20 protein-coding genes are annotated in these 20,829 nt (G+C 39.6%); 7 read left to right on the top strand and 13 right to left on the bottom strand.

Translation table 11 applies throughout. The features are described 5' to 3' along the window. Positions 1–2 precede the first annotated feature (2 nt). The 13 genes from M72_RS09115 to M72_RS09055 all read right to left on the bottom strand — a co-directional run bounded on the left by M72_RS09115 (position 3) and on the right by M72_RS09055 (position 14,199). Positions 3–917 carry a DUF4422 domain-containing protein gene (locus tag M72_RS09115; protein ID WP_055067985.1) on the bottom strand — a complete coding sequence of 305 codons (915 nt, stop codon included), beginning with the start codon at positions 915–917 and terminating at the stop codon, positions 3–5. Beyond that, on the bottom strand, positions 910–1,644 hold the full coding sequence (locus M72_RS09110) for an ABC transporter ATP-binding protein (protein ID WP_176694777.1): 735 nt from the start codon (positions 1,642–1,644) through the stop codon (positions 910–912). The genes M72_RS09115 and M72_RS09110 overlap by 8 nt, the downstream gene beginning before the upstream one ends. A gap of 15 nt (positions 1,645–1,659) precedes the next feature. Beyond that, a complete protein-coding gene (locus tag M72_RS17355) occupies positions 1,660–3,111 on the bottom strand; it encodes an ABC transporter permease (RefSeq protein WP_206541820.1) in 1,452 nt (483 codons plus the stop codon). 85 nt (positions 3,112–3,196) lie between these two features. Next, positions 3,197–4,348 carry a glycosyltransferase family 4 protein gene (locus M72_RS09100; protein WP_055067984.1) on the bottom strand — a complete coding sequence of 384 codons (1,152 nt, stop codon included), beginning with the start codon at positions 4,346–4,348 and terminating at the stop codon, positions 3,197–3,199. Between the two features lie 292 nt (positions 4,349–4,640). Further along, positions 4,641–4,958, bottom strand: a complete 318-nt coding sequence (locus tag M72_RS09095) for a hypothetical protein (RefSeq protein ID WP_055067983.1) — start codon at positions 4,956–4,958, stop codon at positions 4,641–4,643. Between the two features lie 408 nt (positions 4,959–5,366). Next, positions 5,367–6,389: a DUF3696 domain-containing protein gene (locus M72_RS09090; RefSeq protein WP_055067982.1), complete on the bottom strand. Its 1,023-nt coding sequence runs from the start codon at positions 6,387–6,389 to the stop codon at positions 5,367–5,369. 1 nt (position 6,390) lies between these two features. Then, positions 6,391–7,137, bottom strand: coding sequence for a hypothetical protein (locus tag M72_RS09085; RefSeq protein WP_141652717.1), 747 nt, complete (start codon positions 7,135–7,137; stop codon positions 6,391–6,393). Between the two features lie 221 nt (positions 7,138–7,358). After that, positions 7,359–7,508 carry an AAA family ATPase gene (locus M72_RS16810; RefSeq protein ID WP_141652716.1) on the bottom strand — a complete coding sequence of 50 codons (150 nt, stop codon included), beginning with the start codon at positions 7,506–7,508 and terminating at the stop codon, positions 7,359–7,361. Between the two features lie 197 nt (positions 7,509–7,705). Then, positions 7,706–8,158 (bottom strand): HEPN domain-containing protein, encoded by a 453-nt coding sequence (locus M72_RS09080; protein WP_055067980.1) that lies wholly within the window; start codon positions 8,156–8,158, stop codon positions 7,706–7,708. Then, entirely contained in the window at positions 8,155–8,478 is a 324-nt protein-coding gene (locus tag M72_RS09075; protein ID WP_055067979.1) for a nucleotidyltransferase family protein, read from the bottom strand. The genes M72_RS09080 and M72_RS09075 overlap by 4 nt, the downstream gene beginning before the upstream one ends. Before the next feature lie 229 nt (positions 8,479–8,707). Continuing rightward, on the bottom strand, positions 8,708–10,285 hold the full coding sequence (locus M72_RS18300) for a sugar transferase (protein ID WP_082413851.1): 1,578 nt from the start codon (positions 10,283–10,285) through the stop codon (positions 8,708–8,710). A gap of 32 nt (positions 10,286–10,317) precedes the next feature. Beyond that, positions 10,318–12,198 (bottom strand): polysaccharide biosynthesis protein, encoded by a 1,881-nt coding sequence (locus M72_RS09060; RefSeq protein ID WP_055067978.1) that lies wholly within the window; start codon positions 12,196–12,198, stop codon positions 10,318–10,320. A gap of 12 nt (positions 12,199–12,210) precedes the next feature. After that, complete coding sequence (locus M72_RS09055; protein WP_055067977.1) at positions 12,211–14,199, bottom strand: O-antigen ligase family protein; 1,989 nt, start codon at positions 14,197–14,199, stop codon at positions 12,211–12,213. 203 nt (positions 14,200–14,402) lie between these two features. On the opposite strand from M72_RS09055, the gene M72_RS09050 reads away from it, so the two are divergent. The 7 genes from M72_RS09050 to M72_RS09025 all read left to right on the top strand — a co-directional run bounded on the left by M72_RS09050 (position 14,403) and on the right by M72_RS09025 (position 20,614). Next, positions 14,403–15,458 carry a tyrosine-type recombinase/integrase gene (locus M72_RS09050; RefSeq protein ID WP_055067976.1) on the top strand — a complete coding sequence of 352 codons (1,056 nt, stop codon included), beginning with the start codon at positions 14,403–14,405 and terminating at the stop codon, positions 15,456–15,458. 181 nt (positions 15,459–15,639) lie between these two features. Beyond that, on the top strand, positions 15,640–17,868 hold the full coding sequence (locus M72_RS09045; protein ID WP_055067975.1) for an Ig-like domain-containing protein: 2,229 nt from the start codon (positions 15,640–15,642) through the stop codon (positions 17,866–17,868). 250 nt (positions 17,869–18,118) lie between these two features. Continuing rightward, positions 18,119–19,039, top strand: a complete 921-nt coding sequence (locus M72_RS09040; protein ID WP_055067974.1) for an RpnC/YadD family protein — start codon at positions 18,119–18,121, stop codon at positions 19,037–19,039. A 212-nt stretch (positions 19,040–19,251) separates the two neighbouring features. Beyond that, positions 19,252–19,464: a hypothetical protein gene (locus tag M72_RS16805; protein WP_141652715.1), complete on the top strand. Its 213-nt coding sequence runs from the start codon at positions 19,252–19,254 to the stop codon at positions 19,462–19,464. 93 nt (positions 19,465–19,557) lie between these two features. Next, positions 19,558–19,953 (top strand): hypothetical protein, encoded by a 396-nt coding sequence (locus M72_RS09035; protein ID WP_055067973.1) that lies wholly within the window; start codon positions 19,558–19,560, stop codon positions 19,951–19,953. Beyond that, positions 19,941–20,180 (top strand): hypothetical protein, encoded by a 240-nt coding sequence (locus tag M72_RS09030; protein ID WP_055067972.1) that lies wholly within the window; start codon positions 19,941–19,943, stop codon positions 20,178–20,180. The genes M72_RS09035 and M72_RS09030 overlap by 13 nt, the downstream gene beginning before the upstream one ends. 23 nt (positions 20,181–20,203) lie before the next feature. Then, positions 20,204–20,614 carry a hypothetical protein gene (locus tag M72_RS09025; RefSeq protein ID WP_055067971.1) on the top strand — a complete coding sequence of 137 codons (411 nt, stop codon included), beginning with the start codon at positions 20,204–20,206 and terminating at the stop codon, positions 20,612–20,614. Positions 20,615–20,829 lie beyond the last annotated feature (215 nt).

Below are 20,829 nucleotides of genomic sequence, written 5' to 3'. Positions count from 1 at the left end.
TTCTATAATTCCTTTCTCAGAAGTCTGCGTACCATACGTCTTCTCATGGTCCCTGCCGGTATCAGCTGATTGACCTTCCTCATATCCACCTTAATTCTCGGTCCTTTTTTGCCAAATTGAAACTCACGGACATTCTGGTGGAAAATCACATATGGAACCTCCGCACACTTTGCCGATCCCTGCTGTTTTAACCAGGTATAGTACACGCCAAACAATCGCTCCGCAATATACCCCGTCACACGCTTTTCTTTATCACTATATCCGGAAAAATCTGTCTGGCTCTCAAATTTCTCCAAAACAGGAAACAGCCAGTTCATATATGCATGAAAGTATTCCCTTTTCATAATATACATATTGCAGAAATAAATATATTTCGATTGCATATATGCATCACATGCCGCTGCCTGTTCCGGATACATTTCTTTTAAGATTGCAATTGCACGGTCCAGATCTCCGATACGGTGAAACTGTCCAAACTGTTCATATGCTGTCACATCCATACGTTCACTCAGCACTGTAATCACATCATATTGTTCAATCACATGCCGCATATGCATCTCATCCAAATCATAAGGAGATAAATCTCCCTCCAAAGAATCCGCTTCCAAATACGGTGTCCATCGCTTCAGTTGTATTTTGCCATTTATCACGGGGAAATTTTGTTTGAAACTCATATATCTGCGATAATGAAAAAAGCCATAATAATCTGCCTGCAGATTTTTCCACGCCCAATACTGTGCCGTAAGTTCACAATAGGATCTGTTTTTCTTTGAAATGTTCTCGCCCTCATCATCATGAAGAATTCCTTCTATATGATGATCAGCCAATGCACTTCCTACCTGCACCTGAAAAATCAGTGGATTTTCCGGCCGGTAAAATTCTTTATGCGTTGCAACAAGGATTTTTATATCACTCATGCTTTGCCCCTTCATACATATTACATATCTCCTCAGTTTTTCCGATCGCCTGTATTTTCCCATGCTCCAGCCAGACAACCTTATTGCACATTTCCCGGATTTGTTTTAAACTATGCGATACAAAAAATACCGTTGTTCCGCCTGTCATAAGATCCATCATTCTCGCACGACTCTTCTCCTGAAAATCAGCATCCCCGACCGACAGGATTTCATCAACAATCAAGATTTCCGGCTCCACAATACATGCAACGGAAAATGCCAGCCTTGCAAGCATTCCTGAGGAATACGTCCGGAGTGGTGCCTCTATAAAATTTCCAAGTTCGGAAAATGTAACGATTTCATCATATTTTTCATTCAGGAATTCTTCTGAATACCCGAGAATTGCACCATTCAGATATATATTTTCTCTGCCGGATAATTCCATATCAAATCCCGATCCCAGTTCCAGCATCGGCACAATGTTTCCATACGCTTCGATCGTTCCTTTTGTCGGTTTCATAATTCCGGAAATCACTTTTAACAAGGTACTTTTTCCGGCTCCGTTATGTCCGATAATTCCAATGACATCACCCTTTTCGACATCAAAAGAAACATCTGTTAATGCCCAGAAATCCTCTGACTTCAAATCCCGTTTCAGCCAGCGTACACAAAATTCTTTTAATGAATTTGCACGGTTCTGTTCCATTTTAAATTTCAGTGATATATTTTTCACAGAAACGATCGGCATTTTCTGCAATTCCTCCTAAATATAAAAGATAAATTTATCCTGTGTTTTCTTAAAGATCAAGCTTCCGATTCCCAGCATAACGAGTGCGACCATTGTACACTGACAGAACACAACCGGTCGAGGTGTAATCCCTTCCAGAATGATGGTTCGAAAAGCATTGACAAAATAGTACATCGGATTATTGAGTACCAGTCCCTGTACCTGCTTCGGAACAATCGAAATCGGATAAAACAGTGGTGTCAGATACATCCAGAGCATGCTCAGCACTCCCCATAAGAATTGCATATCCCGGAAAAACGTCATGGCAGCTGCCAGAATCATACCGAATCCCATGGTAAAAATCATGACGCAAATCAAAATATATGGAAGCATTAAAAAAGCCCATGTGATCTTTTCACCTGTAATAAGCGCTGCAATGATCAGCGGAATCAATGACATCAGTAAGTTGATTCCCGAAGAAAAAACTCTTGTTACCGGATATATATATTTCGGCAAATATACCTTTGTGATCAACGGCGCATTCCCCACAATAGATGTCAAAGACTGTCCTACACCTTCATTAAAAAAGTTAAAAATAACCGTACCACTCAACAGATATACCGGATAATTTTCAATATCTGATTTAAACAGCTGTGAAAATACCACATACTGTACGATCATCATAAGAAGCGGATTCAGAAAGCTCCAAAACACGCCAAGTACCGAACGTTTATAACGTACTTTAAAATCTCTCTTCACTAGCTGCTTAATTAAGAATTTATATTTTTTGAGGACAAACAACATGTTAAACAAAATTGTTGTCTTCCCCCTTTTGTCACAGCTGCACTCAATTCCATACAAGACAGCCACTAATACAACTGCAAGCAATACCAGCTTCCAGTAATTTGGACCTGTCCAGACATAATTCCGCCCATTGACCGCAATACACATTGTTCCCGGAACAACATTTCCATTCACAGTAAACTGTGCATCTCTCGCAACATCCGGGTTTTCCAGTTTGTTTTCTACATTATATAATATGGTTGGAGCATCCCCTGCTTCCCCATCGGATGTACAGGAAATCTTAATCTGATCTCCACGATCAACTTTTACACCATCTGCAATGTTTAAATAAACATACTGATTTACTTCAAATTCATCCGCTGAGAATGTTTTTTTTGCAAGTATCTGTCCCTTAGACAAATTTTCACACTGAATCTCAACTCCGTGATTGATGCTTTTTCCATAATCTGAAACCATTACACCTATGGAATCCAGCAAATCCATTTGGGACGTATAAATCTGTTCTACCGTTGCTCCCTGCGTAAGTTCTCCTACATCATTTGTCGCATTGAATTCCGCAACATTGCCATCGGAATCTCTTTCGTATAACGATCTTCCTGCCGAGAAATAAAAAATTCCCAAAAAAATCAATAATACACATTCTATAATCAGAAATATTTTTAAATAGTAAGATTTTTGTTTCATAATCAATTATTTTCCTATACAGATTTTATCTCAAATTCGCAAAATACCTCTACTATTCTACCATAATCCCCATAATTTGCAATATTTAGCGATATATATTCTCCATGATCTTGTCAATCTTCTGTAAACTATATTGTTTTATCCGTGCACGGTTATTTTTTCTCATCTGCCGGACTTCTTCCGTATTCTTCCATATCCGCAGGAGTTTTTCGATTGCCTGAATATATTCCTCCGGTTGATCTGCGCTTACCAGATAACCGTTCTCTCCATTTTTTACCAGATCTGTATTTCCCCGAATCCTGCTACACACTACCGGAACCTCGCAAGCCATCGCTTCCATCAATGCTACCGGAAGTCCCTCCTGCTTGGACGGGAACACAAACACGTCTGCTGCCTGACAGAGTTCTGCCACGTCTGTCCGAAATCCCAACAGTTTCACATGATCTTCCAAATGATATTTCCGGATCAACTGCTGCAGTTCCTGCTTTTTTTCTCCCTGCCCGCAAATAAAATATCTCAGCTGCGAATGTCTCTGAACCAGCTGTTTCATTGCCTCAATGACAACGACATGGTTTTTACGATCACTGAGTTCTCCCACAGACAGCAAAAACACCTCTTCCGGCTGCAATCCAAGTTCCTGCCGTTTCTGTTGGATTGTTTCCACATCTCCCGCATGGAATCGCTCCAGATTGATTCCGATTCCTGGCAGATAATAGGTTTTTCCGGCATGAAATTTCTTTTTTGCTCTGGCATAGTCCTCATGATTGATCGTTATCAACACATCCGTCCATCGGCTCAGCACCTTCTCCACCGGATAGTACACCAGCCAGTTCATAACCGGTGCCCCCTGATAGAAATGAAACCCATGTGCCGTATAGATCACTTTTGTCCTGGTCCGGTGTCCTGCAATCCTTGCGACCACTCCACCGATCGGGCTGTGGCAGTGGCAAAATGCGTATCCATTTTGCTTCATCAAACCTTCTACCTGCCTCAGTGCCCTCATGTTCTGTCCCATGTGTTTGATATTCCGTGCGAAATCAATCTGGTAGCAGCGCACATGCATGTCCTGCAGTTTTTGCTTCAATTCTGCGACACGCTCATCCGAGCAGGTATTTCCTTCGATAAAATTGCAGGTAACATCTACCTGATAGCCCAGTTTCTGCAGTAATGCAATGTTTGGCATATTAAATTGATCAATCATGGAGGCGACGGACGCCAACATCAGGACTCGTTTCATGTTTTCCTCTTTCCAATCTGTTTTGATATCTTTATCCTTCAGCTTTAAAAAACATCAAATCATCACTGACATGCTATATGATTTAATGACAATAAATTAGCTGTTTCTGTACTCACTTCATAGGCTGTGTCACTTGCCTCAATTTCTATATCTCCGTAACATTTTAATACCGCGTTTAGAGGGATGCCTTCTCCTATTTCTACATTTGACCACTGTTATATGTTGTTATTCAACAATCCCATTTTCATCATTTTAGAAATATTTTAAAAACAACTGTTTCCACACAGAATCTTTATCCTTCTACTTCAACAATATCATTTCCCTCAAATGAAAAATAGTCATCCTTCCATGTCACATAACAGTTGTATCCATCTCCTTGATACTTGATACCATCTATCCCCACTTTCTTGCAACATCCTGCCACAAAATTCGGAAGCAGATACTCCTTCACGATTTTTCCCGGAGTGTTATCAACTTTAAACCGCAGATGATCAATGAACCTGTTATTTTTTGAAACATTCTGAGACAGATCGATCAGCCGTGCTTCTTTACATTTTTTTAATTTTGCAATCTGTACACTCGGCTTTTTACTTCCGCAATGCTTGTACACTTCTGTGAGTGCACCTTCTTTCGTATCTGCAAAGTAATATTGCCATACTTGGAAATTGATTCTTCAGTTGATTCGCTGTCAAACCTACCCTTGTTATATCATTCATGTTATTGTTCATATCTATCTTTTTATTATTCTTTCAATCTCATTTTCTATCCATGATCACTCTGCTTATGATCTATCTCAAATCTCAGTACCCTGAATTTATCGCCTTTTCTGTATCCATGTACACGTAAAAGCGAACTGGCACGGAATTTCATAATCTGCTTATCACGATACATAGAACCATTATACCAGTTATGCTTTGGTGAATCAGGTGTATACTTTTTATACTCTAAACCATCATCACGATCTATATTTTCCCACGTTTCGTGCTTTCAAGGATTCTTCATTCAGTATAAACTCCATCTACCACCCCAGAATAACATCCAAATCTTTCTTAATCTGATCAAACAGCCCCTCTTTTTGATTCAATACCTTTCCTTCATCATTTAGTTCAATAAGAACCGGTTCTGAGCATCCATTTTCTTTCTTTTGGAAAAAATAGATAGACACATCTTCTTTGTCAATATAGTCCTTATGAACACTTGTTCTGACTCCATTAAAAATATGATCACTATGTGTTTCTACTATAATCTGAATGCCGCACTTTGCCAGATGTGTCAGAAAAAGGACAAATTCCGTCTGTGCAGATGGATGCAGATGTATTTCAGGATTTTCAATAATCAGCACATCTCCCTTTTTACACGACAGAGCAGATATAATCACTTCCGCAATATAGGACACACCTGTGCCAACATTGACAGGACTGATTCCATTTCCGATATCGCCTTTTCCATAAGATACCCGGATTAATGTCGTTCTCTCTATTTCCTCTGCATATACCGTATAACCAAGTATCTTTTCCAGCCAGTAATTTACCTGACCACCAAAGGTTAATTTCGAAGTTTCGTCATACACCATCAGATTGTTCTGCCATGGATCCATATCATGTTTTGCAAGATAGTCATATGCATATTCACATCTGATTCCGATTTCATCTCCACCCCGGATGTTTTGTCCGTAGGTTTCCCTTACTCCAACCCGATCCGCAGATACATACCGCACATTTAATTCTGCCGCTGGAAATTCACCTGTTTTCCTCCAAAAAATGTCATCAGGTATTGTTAATGAATACTCTTCGTTAACACCAATTTCAATCACATCACTGCCAATATACTTGTTCCGTAACTCACTGGCTTTTCCTATATTGATATACTCTCCACAAAAAGGCTTTCCACCATCTTTTCCGCTCTGTACCAATGCAAGGATTGCCTGTAATATAGTCGATTTACCGATAGAGTTAGCTCCTGCCAGAATGTTCAGTTTGCGAAATCCCACATTTACATCATCAAAACACTTTAATCCTTTTATATGAATTGTTTGAATCATGCTATAATTCCCTTTCCCATCTTTCAAATGCCCCTTCAATGCTTCGTTTGGTCAATTGATGTCTTTCCATCTCTCTACAGATTTCAAGAAATACTCCTCTTTCCAATAAAATATAATCAACGTGTTCTTGATCAGTCTCTCTGCGTTTTGCCATATCCAACAAACATACAAGTATGCCAAAATATTTATCTAATATGCTTTTGCTGATTCTTTTTGAAGTTCTGTTTTTATTTTGATCAATAACATAAAAAATATAATCTCCAAAATAATTTGTTACATCTAGTAGTTCATCAATTCTCTTTCCCTGCTTCTCCATAAATTCAAGTGTTTTTTCAAGCAATAACTGTTCTTGCATTTCCATTTCTTCATGCCACACACCGGTGTAAACAAACCAGTTCATCAGCATATAAAGTGTTCGATATCTCATAATAGATGAAAAGCCACGCAAATGTACCCGATTCAGAATATGATTCATATCCTTTGTGATATCATTTAACACACTGATTTCATAGGGATCATACAGCATTTCCCTGATTGACTGTTCTCTCGTAATATTCCAGTGTTCTATCATTTTTCCTATGCTCATATGCAGATATTTAGGAGTCCGGTAATCAATAATCTGAAAAGAAATCACGGTATCATATAGTCCCATTGCGAGTCTCGATTCATCAGATCGCAACATTTGTATATTACCATGATACAATGAATTCTCTTCTATCCGGTAATCAGCTTCATATCTTCCGTCCAAAAAATATAACAGTTTCCACAGAGTATCATCATTCTCCAAAATCAAAAAGTTACCATTTTGCAACATGGTAAATATGTTCCAAAGAGAATTTTCGTTCGTAGATTTCTATATTCTCAGTGCCACGATAATTCATTCATCTGCTCCTATATCTTCTATTATGATATGCTTCTTTGAAGGCTTCTGCCTTGCCCAGTGATACCAATATACCACCCTTTGTACCTTTAATCAAATTCAAGCGATTTTTGTTTTATTTGAACTATAGATGTTTTTCCGGTATTGTTTTCTCCCACAAGAATATTTACCCTGCTGAGATTTTGTAATGTAATGTTCTTTAATCCCCTATATGCTTTTATATCAATTGTTTGAAACACGCCGCCTCCAAGTTCTTCCCCGTATTTTCAACTATTTATATGTATTGTATCACGAACCTCAATCTTACTCAATGTAAAAAACCGGTCAGACTTATCATCCAACCGGTTTTATCACTTCTACCGAAACTATGGCTCCATATTTTTTAATAATGCATTAATATTCTGCGTATATAAGTTTTCACATAATTTCAAAATTTCTATTTCAATCTGCTCATCGCTGATTGAAACTCCCCTCTCGGATCAGCAATTAATATCTCCAATTCATGAGACGTTCTCCAGCAATTTACAGCTTCTACAACGTCAAGCATGATCTCCAATGCCTCACGCAGCTCATCCACTGTCACAATAACAAAATTATCCCCCGGATATCTTGCATCATAATAATAGTCTTTGAGTAATGCCAAATCCTTCCTCTCTAATTGTAAGGAAGTATCCACCCTTTTAATCTCATCGTATAAGGCACGCAAATTATGGGATGTCATTAGTTTTTCAATTCCAGTACAAACCAGTTCTGCCACAGAGTTCAACATTTTTTCTGCGATTTGCTGTGCCGAAGCTGCAGCCGGATTGCAGTATACAGGTGACACTGCATCCCTTAAATACCAGAATTCATTGCACGCAATAGAATAATAAGAATTTGCCTTTATCATATTTTCAACTCCTTATAATCTCTTCTTAACTGTTGTGTAAACTTTGAATTATCATGTTCGAAATACTGCGGTGTTACAAAAACCACATCCGCATGCAACATCTCGAGTTCTTCCCGCAAGGCTCCCATCATCCATCTTTCCGGTTTTTCCGGAACTATGATGCAAAAGTCGATATCACTGCTGGCCTTATAATCATTTCTCGCGTAGCTTCCAAAAATCCCCAAACTCTGATATTTGATACTCGAATTTTTAATAATATCTACGCACTTGTTCAACCGGTCTTTAAAATCATTTTCAACAACAGGTGACACGTACGGCATCCCTAAACCTCCACTCTTTCTATTAATCTGTCCTATCACAGTTTCTACAATGTCAATCGTAATCTCTAATGTTTCAACAATAAGGAAAGTACTTTACTTGCAGTTTGTCTATTCTCACGCTTTTCTATCTCCTAAACCTTCGAATGCATACCATTAAGCTATTTATCATCTTTTCAGTAGTATCATACTTTAATTCTTTTATTTATGCAAGATTTTCCCATTCCAGCTCTTATCCTTCCGTCCTTCTTACCGACTCTTTCCAGTCACACACACGATATTCTTCCTTATATTCACTCATCTGCATATCGTACACACTGTCACCAAACGCTTTGCCCGTCAGGGTGCCAATTTTTCCCGGAATCTTTTTCATCAGCCGGATGATCCAGCCAGTCGCTGGAACCATCACAAGCCGGTGTCCTTTTACCACAGCGATCATCTGCACCAGATCCGAAGTATTGATATACTGCTCGTTCTGCGGGAAAAACACTCCGGTCTCTTCGTTGTCGATCATCCGTTTGACAAACTGTGCCAGATTTTCTATATAAAGCATGGAACGCTGATTATGTACAATCGGAAATAGCGGAAGTTTTCCTGCCAGTTTTGCAAGCTGTGGATAGTTTCCCTTTGATCCCTTTCCGTAAATCATCGGCGGACGCAATACAACAACTTTAAAACGTTCATCTGCCAGTGCCTGTATTTTCTGATCCGCCTGCCATTTGCTGTCTCCATAGAAATTCAATGGTTTGGGAATTGTATTTTTTGTAATTTTCTTTTCCCTACATCCGCTGTATACAATCATGGAAGACATAAAGAGAAACTGCTGCACGCCTTCCTTTTTGGCTTTTTCGGCTGTCTCTACTGCCAAATCTGTATTCACACGGTAATACTGCTTCTTTTCTTCTTCCGTCACCTGTCCCACATCTGCATGTGCGATTCCCGCCACATGATAGACCACATCATATGCTGAAAAATCGTGCGTCCGCCATGTTTGGGTTCTCATATCCAGCATGTCAACCTGGTAGTACTCCGGCCATTGTCTCAGCCATGCCTCCACAGAAGTTCCCACATAGCTGCCGCTTCCGGTGATCAGAATCTTCTTTTTTCTCCTGCCCTTTTCACGTTCTTCTGTGTCTTTTGCAATGGTTTTCTTTTTTGCGCTGCTCTGTGCTGTTTCGCTTTTGTGCGCTTCTGTCTCTTCTTCCTCTTTGTTCAGTTCGCCGGTTCCACCTTCAACCACTCCATCGTGCATGAGCACGGAGCCAATTGTACCAAGAAAACATTTCAGATCCATCCATGGTCCCAGATGTTTGACATATTCGCCATCCAGTCTTGCTTTGTCCGGAATCTCCAGTTCATCTCTGCCATTGATCTGTGCCCACCCGGTCAGCCCCGGTGTCACATCATTGGCACCATATTTCTCACGCTCTGCTACCAGATCATCCTGATTCCACAGTGCCGGCCGCGGTCCTACGATACTCATTTCTCCTTTGAAGATATTAAAAATCTGCGGCAGTTCATCCAGACTGGTTTTGCGCAGGAATTTTCCTACCTTTGTGATGTACTGCTCCGGATTCTCCAGCATATGTGTCGGCACATCCTTCGGTGTGTCAATCCGCATGGTACGAAATTTGTAAATCTGGAAGAAACTCCGGTGGATGCCGACACGCTTCTGCTTAAATAATATCGGTCCCGGTGTATCCAGTTTGATCGCAATACATAAAAAAAGAAGGAGTGGTGATAAGATCACGATCGCCATCCCACTTAATATGATATCAATTCCTCTTTTGATATAATGGTATCCTTTCATGGCGTTTTCTCTCCTTCTTCATAGATACGTTTTTATTTATTCTCCCCCGCCAATTCCGGGTGATATGTCGGCACGATTTTCTTGACATACTCCCGGATGTCTTCCGGTTCTGTCACAACGTACTCTTTTAATTCTTCCAACTGCTGCATGAATTTCTCCTCATCCAGTTCAATCGGCCTGCCGACATGAATCAGATTGTTTGCGGTATCCTGCATCCCTTCTTCATCCATCAGCATCTCTTCATAAAGTTTTTCTCCCGGGCGAAGTCCTGTGAAAATGATATGGATATCCTCATCCGGCTTGTGACCGGAAAGAAGAATCAGGTTCTTTGCCAGATCCAGAATCTTGACCGGCTCTCCCATATCCAGAACAAAAATTTCTCCACCTTTGGCATAGGTACCCGCCTGTAGTACCAGAGATACCGCTTCCGGAATTGTCATAAAATACCGCACGATATCCGGATGTGTAACCGTGACCGGACCTCCACGCTCAATCTGTTTTTTGAACAGCGGAATCACACTTCCGTTACTGCCAAGCACATTTCCAAAACGCACGGCTACGAAATCTGTCTTCGATCTGCGGTTATAGGTCTGAATGATCATCTCACAGATGCGCTTGCTGGCACCCATGATATTGGTTGGATTAACTGCCTTATCCGTGGAAATCATCACAAATTTCTTCACACCGTACCGATCTGCCGCCTGTACAATCTTCCATGTGCCAAGCACGTTATTCTTAATTGCCTCGTTCGGACTCTCTTCCATGAGAGGCACATGTTTATGTGCCGCTGCATGATAGATAATCTCCGGCTTGTAATGTTCAAAAATCCAGTTCATACGATTCGTATTCCGCACGGATGCAATCAGCACAACAAGATCCAGCTCTGGAAACCGGACTTTCAGTTCGTTTTGCACATCATAGGTCGTATTCTCGTAAATATCCACAATAATCAGCTGTTTTGGCTTGTGTGCAGCAATCTGCCGGCACAATTCGCTTCCGATAGAGCCGCCGCCACCGGTCACCATGATTACCTTTCTGGATACATAATCCATGATAGACTGCAGATCAACGGTCACCGGATCTCTGCCTAACAGGTCATTGACATCTACATCTTTCAGTTTGCTGACGCTGACATCGCCGTTTACAAGCTGGTAAATGCCGGGCAGACGTTTCAATGTGCATCCGGTTTCTTTGCAGATATCAAGAATCCCCTTGATCTGTTTCTGCGTGGCCGATGGCATGGCAATGATGATCTCATGCACATGCAGTTCTTCGACTTTTTCCAGAATATCGCTCCGATCTCCTACGACTTTCGCTCCATGAATATAATTGCCGATCTTGTTCCGGTCATCATCAATCACACCAACAACCTTCTTTTTCACATAGCGGCTGTTGTTGATTTCTTTGATGATCTGGTTTCCGGCATCTCCCGCACCGATTACAAGTACATTTCGTCTGTACACACCGGCTCTGCGCATATTGCGAAGCACACGCAGTCCGCGGTAAGAATATCTGCATCCCATGACCAATACAAACAGAAACAATCCATACAGAATGTAAAAGCTTCTTGGCACCGGGTACATATCCCCCCAGTTCCGAAGCAATATCAGCACTGTCACAACAACGGTATCCAGAATACATGCCGAAACCACATACATCATTTCCAGTGCTCCCGCATAGCTCCAGAGACTGGAATACAGTCGGAGCAGCCAGAAAATGACCAGCGTAACAATTATCATAAAAGGAAGTGCTCTCCACACTTCATCCATATATTGAAACGGTACGCTTTTGATATTCAGATCAAACCGAATCAATAACGCAACTATGCTTGCAGCAAACACTGCAAGCACGTCGTAGCACATCAGAAAAATCCGTCTGATCAGTAATTGTTTATCTTGAATGATTTTTTTCATAATTTCAATCTGTTATTTTTGATTCTTTCTCTGTTTTCTCGATTGTTTTTTCGATGATTTCTTCCTGACTGAGGATTCTGTCACTCCAGCCCCTTGAGTATTCTGTACCGTCTGCGCGGTATCCGCTTTTGCACTCTCTGCTGCTTTTGGAATACTCTGTTTTACGGCAGTATCACTTTCTGCAGAAACCGCTGTTTCTTTAACAAAAAGATTTTCTTTCTTTACGAGCATCCGGTTCACTGCAAGTCCCAGACCAAGCATACCCCAGAATACCGGAGCGGTACATACATTAGAATCGTTTGCGATACCTGCAATCATGTACACCAGCACTGCCGCAAATAATCCAAATCCAACCCAGCTGATACTCTCGTGCAGATCCACTCTGCGGTAAATGCGTACCGACTGTACCAGATACCAGAACAGAAATACCAGAAGTGCCAGGGTACCGAGTAATCCGGTTTCTACCCACTGCTGCAGATACCAGCTATGGGCTTTTACATCATAGCTGTTTGCTCCATAAACATAGTTCTGACTGATATAATCTTCCTGTGGGACTTCAAACATATAGGTATTTGCCCCACTCCCCATAAAAGCATGCTTTCCAAGAAGAGGAATCGTTTTATTCCAGATATGTCCACGGTTACTCATTGCATCATCCAAAAATACGTTTGAAACCTTCGGATTCTCAAACTTCACTAATTTTCCTGCTGGATTGAGATATTCATATCCGTCCGTATCATTTTTTGAGAAATCCCATTCGACACCATCTATGATCATCTTTATTCCTGCTGTATTATCGGTAAACATGATCGGCTGAATCTGTATATTTGCAAACCGTTCATCATTGAGGGCCAAAATATGATTTTCCTGATCTACCTCTGTTGTCTGAATCTCCTGACCATCTGCATCTTTGCAGACCACGGTGATTACACCGTCGCTCCCCAGATCATAGGACACATGCAGAAGATTGTTCCAGATATCAAGTTCCACATCATCTGTGTTTGTTTTGATATCGTTTAAAGAGAACTGATCTTTCATATGATACGTTCCAACAACCGTCTTTTTAAGATTTTGACCGAACTCTGTCGTATTTGCCAGTACTCCTGCTGCTATCATTCCAATAATAACCACAACAATCCCGGCTACAAATAATTTTTTCTTCCGACTGAGTAAAACCAATGCGAGAATCACAGCACCAATTGCCAGTGCAATAAATCCGGAAGAACTTCTGCTACCAACCAGTGCTACAATGCAAAAAATCTCTGCAACCGCGATTACAAGACGATGCCACATCTTTTTCGCCCCAATAAACAGGCAGACCAGCAATGGTATCAGCATGCCAAAATAAAATGACAAAAAGTTAGGATTGTAAAGTGTCGTATACGCAGTCTTATCTGCGAAATTAAAGGAAATCTTATCTAATTGGTTCCACCAGCTTGTGTCCGTCATCAGATGTTTGCCCAGAGATGTCTTAAAATAATCCAATCCAAAGACCTGGAAAAATCCAATCAGAGTAACAATTGCGATTCCAATGCCAGACCAGCGCAGGATTACCTCTATCTGTTTTTCTTCCTGTACATAATTATAGACATAATAACACAGTATCATATAGACAAATATAACCCATACAGGCTCAAAAAGTTCATATGTACCATGTGCCACCCAGTATTTGTGACTGGAAAACAGGGCAGACATTGCAACAAACAATGCATACACCATCAGAAAATAAAAGGAATTTTCAAATGCAAACTCCTTTTTATTCAAATACCGGATCAGTAAAATTGCGAGCATTACAACTCCCACAAGGATGATCGCAATCATCTTCCATGCAAAAAAGAAGTCCGTCTGCTTTGCTGCACTCTCCGGATACCAGTCAAACTGTGCCAGATTTGTATCATAAACAAAAGAATGCACAATGATTGGAATAAATCCGATCAACAAAATAATGGGAATCAATATCTTATTTGCTTTTAACGTGTTTTTGTTTCCATTCGTATTCAAGATTATTTTCTCCTTATGTTTCATTGCCTATAATCATACCCCAAATTTCGTTTTTTTTCAATCATTCCGGCATGTCGATTTTATTTTTCTTTTTATATAGGTAAAAACACTTTTTTGTTACTTGTGTGTTACTTAAAAATTTAACAAATAAATGTGTATGATTGACACGATAATATAAATTTTTACACACGAAAGGAAGAAAAATGAGATTACCAAACGGATACGGCGGAGTCGTAAAACTCTCCGGCAACAGAAGAAGACCCTACGCAGCACGCATCACTACGGGCTGGCACATCAATGACATCACTGGAAAGCGCATCCAGCACTATCAGATTCTGGGCTACGCTCCTACCCGGTCAGAAGCTCTGCAGATTCTGGCACGTTACAACAATTATCCCATCGATGGGGAAACGCTGAAATTAACCTTCCGGGAAATTTATCTCCGATGGTCCGAAGAAAAGTTTCCTACCATCTCCCACTCCAACATCAAAGGCTATCGGGCAGCCTATGCCACTTGTGAAAACATTGCTGATATGCCATTTCACAATTTGAGACTCAATGATTTACAGCAGGTGATTGATCACTGTGGCAAAAACTATCCTACCCTGAAAAAAATTCGTGTTCTCTTTAACCAGCTCTATTCTTATGCCATGAAACACGAAATTGTCTCAAAAGATTATTCTGCCTATGTAAATATCTCGAAATACAAAGACCGGAATCCTAATAAAAACATACGAAGCTGTTTTTCCACTTCTGAAATTGCTCTCCTGTGGAAACACAAAAACGATCCCTATTGCCAGACAGTCCTCATGCTGATATACAATGGGGTCCGTGTCTCAGAGCTTTTGGATCTGAAGAAAGAAAATGTTCATCTGTCCGAACAATATTTTGATGTCATTGACAGCAAAACCGAAAACGGCATTCGAAAAGTTCCGATTGCTGACAAAGTACTCCCCTTTTACCAGCGCTGGCTTCATGACTGTTCCGATTGTGAATATCTCATCCATACTCTGGACAGCCAGCATTTTACCTATTATATGTATTACCACAATGTTTTCCAGCCTCTGATGTTTCGTCTGCACATCGATCATACACCTCACTGCTGCCGGCACACCACGATTTCCCTGCTCGCCGAAGCACATGTCGATCAGACGACCATCAAAAAAATTGTCGGTCATTCCGGCGCTATGTCCCTGACAGAACGGATTTACACGCATCTGGATGTACCTGCGCTGGTCGAAGCCATAAATCAGATTTAATCGCTTCTTGTATGTTGCTTGCGTGTTACTTGTAGAAGTGATTTTGCCCCAAACTCTGTTTATAAATCCGGTATTTCCAATACTTCCGCGGAAAATACCATGCATATTTCCGGTTAAGGTAACTTACAAGACTTCTACAAAGAAGAATGCTAAGGCAAAGACAAAGAAACTTACTTACACAATGAGAGTTGCTAAGGTAGGCGTTGCTTTATCTGGAGAGTCAGTAGTAGCTATTGGAAACACAACTAAGTTAACAAATACTAAGAAAAATTCTTCAAGAGCTAAGATTACTTACACATCCAGTGACGATACCATTGCAAAAGTAGATGCTGCAACAGGTGTTGTTACAGGTGTTAAGGCTGGTAAGGCAACAATCACAGCTAAGATTACAGTTGGTAAGGATTCTGCTGAAACTACTAAGGATGTAGAAGTAAAGAATGTTATTTTAGATTCTGTTACTCCTACAGAAGCAAATAAAGTTGTTGCTATTGTAAAAGGTAATACCAAGAACCTTAAGAAAGCAGATTTTGTTGTAACTGGTACTGAAACAAAAGCAACTGTAGCTGTGACAGATATTAGTGTTGATGCAAAGGATGCTACAAAGGTTACTCTTACTCTTGCAGCTAAACTGACAGATGCAAAAGAGTACGGTGTTGCATTAGATGGTATCACAAAGACATTTGTAGCTTCTGATGGAAAGGTTGATTCTATTTCCGTTGATCCAGTTCAGATTCCATATGCTGAAGCAACAGAAATTGACCTTTTAGCAAAAGATACAAAGGGAATTATTGTGAATAGAATGAAATGGAACAATCCAGATGCTGGATTTTCTTTCACATTCACAAAATATGATGGAACTTTACAGGGTGAGAAACTTTATCTGAATAAGATTGGTTCTGTTGCAGAAGGAAAGATTACTTATACATCTTCTGAGTATAATGCAGATGGAACACCTAAGGTAAAGCTGGAGAAACCATTTACAATTACAGCAGTTGATCAGGCAACAGTTAATAACTATGCAGTACGTCTTGGAAAAGCTACTGATAAGTTTGATAAGCTGAAAGATGATAATAAACTTGCTGTTGAAGACAATGGTAAGGTTGCATTTATTAAAATTAAAGATGCAAATGATAAAGAGGTTTCTGATTACAGCAAATATACAGTAGAAAGTTCTGATAAGAATATTCTTCTTCTTGGTTCATCTTCAATCAATAATGCAAAACATTATGTTGATGTTAAAGCTGTAACAACTGGAACAGCTTATATCATTGTCAAGAAAGATGGTAAGTATTGCACATCTCTTCCTATCAATGTTGTTGCTAAGAGAGAAGCTGCTTCTTTAACTATTGACAATGCAGCATTTACTTTATCTAATACAACAAACATTGATGATGATAAGGTCGTAACAGCTAAAGCAAAAGATCAATATGGTGATGATATCTCAATCGGCGCAAATGCTCTTTCTGCAGAATGTGTATATGTTGACGCTAAGAGCGGTTCTGCAATCAAAGTTTCAGATGTAAATGGTGATACTACTAATAAGTATATTGAAAAGACCGCTGCTGATAAGATTAAATTTAAGGGTCAGGTTGAGCCAGGTACTTATACATGGACAATTAATCTGAAGGTTTCTGATACTAAGACATTAAAGCAGACAGTTTCTGTTACTGTAAAGAAACTTGATGACACAAAGACAAATATCAGCTATGCATTAGAGTCTTCTGCAAGTGAGATTGATGCTGTTGTTAAGGATGATGCTAAGAATGGTGATTCTTCTGAGGCTACCGTACGGATCGCATTATGCAAAGATGGTGTTAAATCTGATTATCAGGAAGTTAAATATATTGTAAAGAAGGATGGTAAAGTTGTTACAGGTGCTGGAATTTCAGTTGATAATAGTAATATTGTAGCTGATACAGGTGCCTGGGGAGAAACATTAAAGATTACTGCTATGTCTGTAAGTGGAAATACCGCGACAAAACTTGCAGCAGGAACTTATGAAGTAACTGCTGAATGGACTACTTATGACAGCAATAGAAATCCTATTACAAACTCCCAGAAGACTCAGATTGTAGTTAAGGATACTCAGTCAGGTGCTGATGCACAGGTTGTAAATGATGGTGTATCTACTGTTCAAAAGACTACTGTAAAAGATCTTGCTGAGAATACATTAAAGGTTGTTCTTGGAGATACAACTTATGTAAATGTTAATAGAGGTCAGGATGATAAGGCTTTAAGTATCACAAAGGTTGAAGGAAATACAATTTCAGCTTCTGGTGATATTACCGGTAAGCATATTGCTTCTGGCGCAGAAGTTAATATTTCTAAGATTACATTTACTGCTGAAACATCCAGTGGTGTATCTTACGATTATACTGTATCTGTAGGAAGAACAGTAACAAACAAATAATTAAATTTGTTAGAAAGAGGTTGCTTTCGGGCAACCTCTTTTTCAAGTATAAAAAAGGAGTTAATTTACCTTAACCGGAAATACTGGATTTGTGAAAAAGGTTTGATGCACTATTAGCACTACAAGTAACACACAATTAACACATAAGAGACAGATAAGTGACAAATTGTTTCAGTTGTAATCCTTGTGCCATATGCTATAATATAGGTAGATAAACAAAGGATTTTAACGAAAGGAATCCCGACAGTCAATGACAAAAACAAATGATGACATTCATGTAAATAAAAAATATAAGGACACCGTATTCCGGAAACTGTTTGGCGAAAACAAAGAAAATGCCCTGAGTCTTTATAATGCGGTAAACCATACCTCATATACCAATCCGGATGATCTGGAATACACAACTCTGGAAGATGTCATCTACATGAAATACAAAAATGATGTTTCATTTCTTGTTGACAAAACATTGAGCCTTTATGAACATCAGAGTTCTTATAACCCGAATATGCCGCTCCGTGGATTTTTGTATTATGCGGATCTGTACCGGAAACTGATTCACCGTTCTGAGCGGCTGTACAGCAAGCATCTGTTGAAAATTCCACGCCCCCATTACATTGTATTTTATAATGGAAGTGAAAAGGACATGGCGGAAGAACGAAGGACTCTGCGGTTATCGGATGCCTTTGAAACAGATACCGGAACTGGTGAATATGAATGGACAGCCACAATGATTAACATAAACAGCGGGAAAAATCAGTCCATCATGGACAGCTGCCACGTACTGTATGAATATGCGGTCTTTGTTGCAAAGATTAAAAGATACCGGGATTCCATGGAATTAAAAGAAGTCATTGATCTTGCCGTCAGGGAATGCATCGAGGAAAATATACTCAGAGATTTTTTGGAACAGCATCGCAGGGAGGTGTGTGATATGTGTCTTACTGAATTTGATGAAAAGAAATATGAAGATGTCCTCCGCGAGGAAGGCCGGGAGGAAGGACTAGCAGAAGGGATTGAAAAAGGTCTAGCAAAAGGTCGTTCTGAAGAACGGAAAACCTTGCTTGAGATCGTCCAAAAGCTGAAAGAAGGAAAAACTCCGGAACAGTTAGTTGCAGATGGAATGGAAAAAGAATCTGTGGATTCTGCTATCACGTTAAGAAAGCTTCTATAATCTGTAATAACCCATATTTTATATAAAACAAAGAGTTATAAAGAAAGGGCTCCTGAAAAACACGGAAAAAACAAATGCTGATATTCATGTTAACAAAAAATATAAGGACACCGTATTCCGGAAACTGTTTGGCGAAAACAAAGAAAATGCCCTGAGTCTGTATAATGCGGTAAACCATACCTCATATACCAACTCTGGAAGATGTCATTTACATGAAATACAAAAATGATGTTTCATTTCTGATTGACAAAACATTGAGCCTTTATGAACATCAGAGTTCTTATAACCCCAATATGCTGCTCCGTGGATTTTTGTATTACGCGGATCTGTACCGGAAACTGATTCACCGTTCCGAGCGGCTGTACAGCAAGCATCTGTTGAAAATCCCACGCCCCCCACTACATTGTATTTTACAATGGAAGTGAAAAGGACATGGCGGAAGAACGAAGGGCTCTGCGGTTATCAGAGATGCCTTTGAAACAGATACCGGAGCTGGTGAATATGAATGGACAGCCACAATGATCAACATAAACAGTGGGAAGAACCAGTCCATCATGGACAGCTGCCATGTTTTATACGAATACGCAGTCTTTGTTGCAAAGATTAAAAGATACCGGGATTCCATGGAATTAAAAGAAGCCATTGATCTTGCCGTCAGGGAATGCATAGAGGAAAATATTCTCAGAGATTTTTTGGAACAGCATCGCAGGGAGGTGTGTGATATGTGTCTTACTGAATTTGATGAAAAGAAATATGAAGATGTTCTCCGAGAGGATGGGCGAGAAGAAGGTCGTTCTGAAGAACGGAAAACCTTGCTTGAAATCGTTCAAAAGCTGAAAGAGGGAAAAACTCCGGAACAGTTAGTTGCAGATGGAATGTACGTTTATGGGGTCAGACCCCAATGTGGTCAATAACCAGAAATGCCGATGTATTAACTGATGCTTTAGAACAAAATGAAATAGATGATCCGGAAATTGCAGATATTGAGGATGTCGGCTACGATGCAGATGGATTTAAAGTCGGAACCATTGATATTACAAATATCAACTTTGCCGAAGATCCCGGGAAAGAAATAATGCTCGAGACTTTAGAAGGTGGAGATGGATTTTCAATTGATGAATTAAGACCTTTTATCAAATAACAAAAGAAAGCGGATAATGAGCTATGTACGATAAAATTTCGGAAGTAAAAAATAATATGAAAAGAATAATCAGAGCCAGAGGTATGACTCGCTCTGAAAAATATACCCAAATCAAACAACTGAATCAATCCCTGTCATCAACCGAACAAAACATTTTAATAAAAGAACTCCATAGAGACTGTGACTATTATAACACTCTTTCCGATATAAAAGAAATAATTACCATAGGCTTAATGGGGTTTCCACTCTTGCTTTCTATTTATAGTTTGTGGGTTGATAGAAATGGAATTAAATTTTCTGATTATACGTCAACTCTTAAGTATATTTTGGTTTTTAATATTTTCTGTCTCTTTATCTTCGTTATAACATCAACCTTAAAAAATCATTGGGTAAATAATGCAAAATATCTGCTGGATATTTTGGGAGATGAATAAAATGGACTATCCGCTGTTTAAACGATGCTCATCTACAGATTCTCTCTTCATTTCATATGCAACTAACTGTTTCAAAATTTTCCGTTATATCTCTACTGGGATTTGATATTCTGCTGATACTAGAAAGTTTATGGGGTCTGACCCCAATGTGGTCAACTTAAGCCCCAAAGCCTTGATTTTTCAAGGCTATAGGGCTTTATTTTTTTTTAAAAAAT

This window comes from Roseburia faecis (assembly GCF_001406815.1).
Classification (GTDB): Bacteria; Bacillota; Clostridia; order Lachnospirales; family Lachnospiraceae; genus Roseburia; species Roseburia faecis.
The sequence above is the reverse complement of the archived record's forward strand: the minus strand, read 5'-3'. Positions and strand labels throughout refer to the sequence as shown.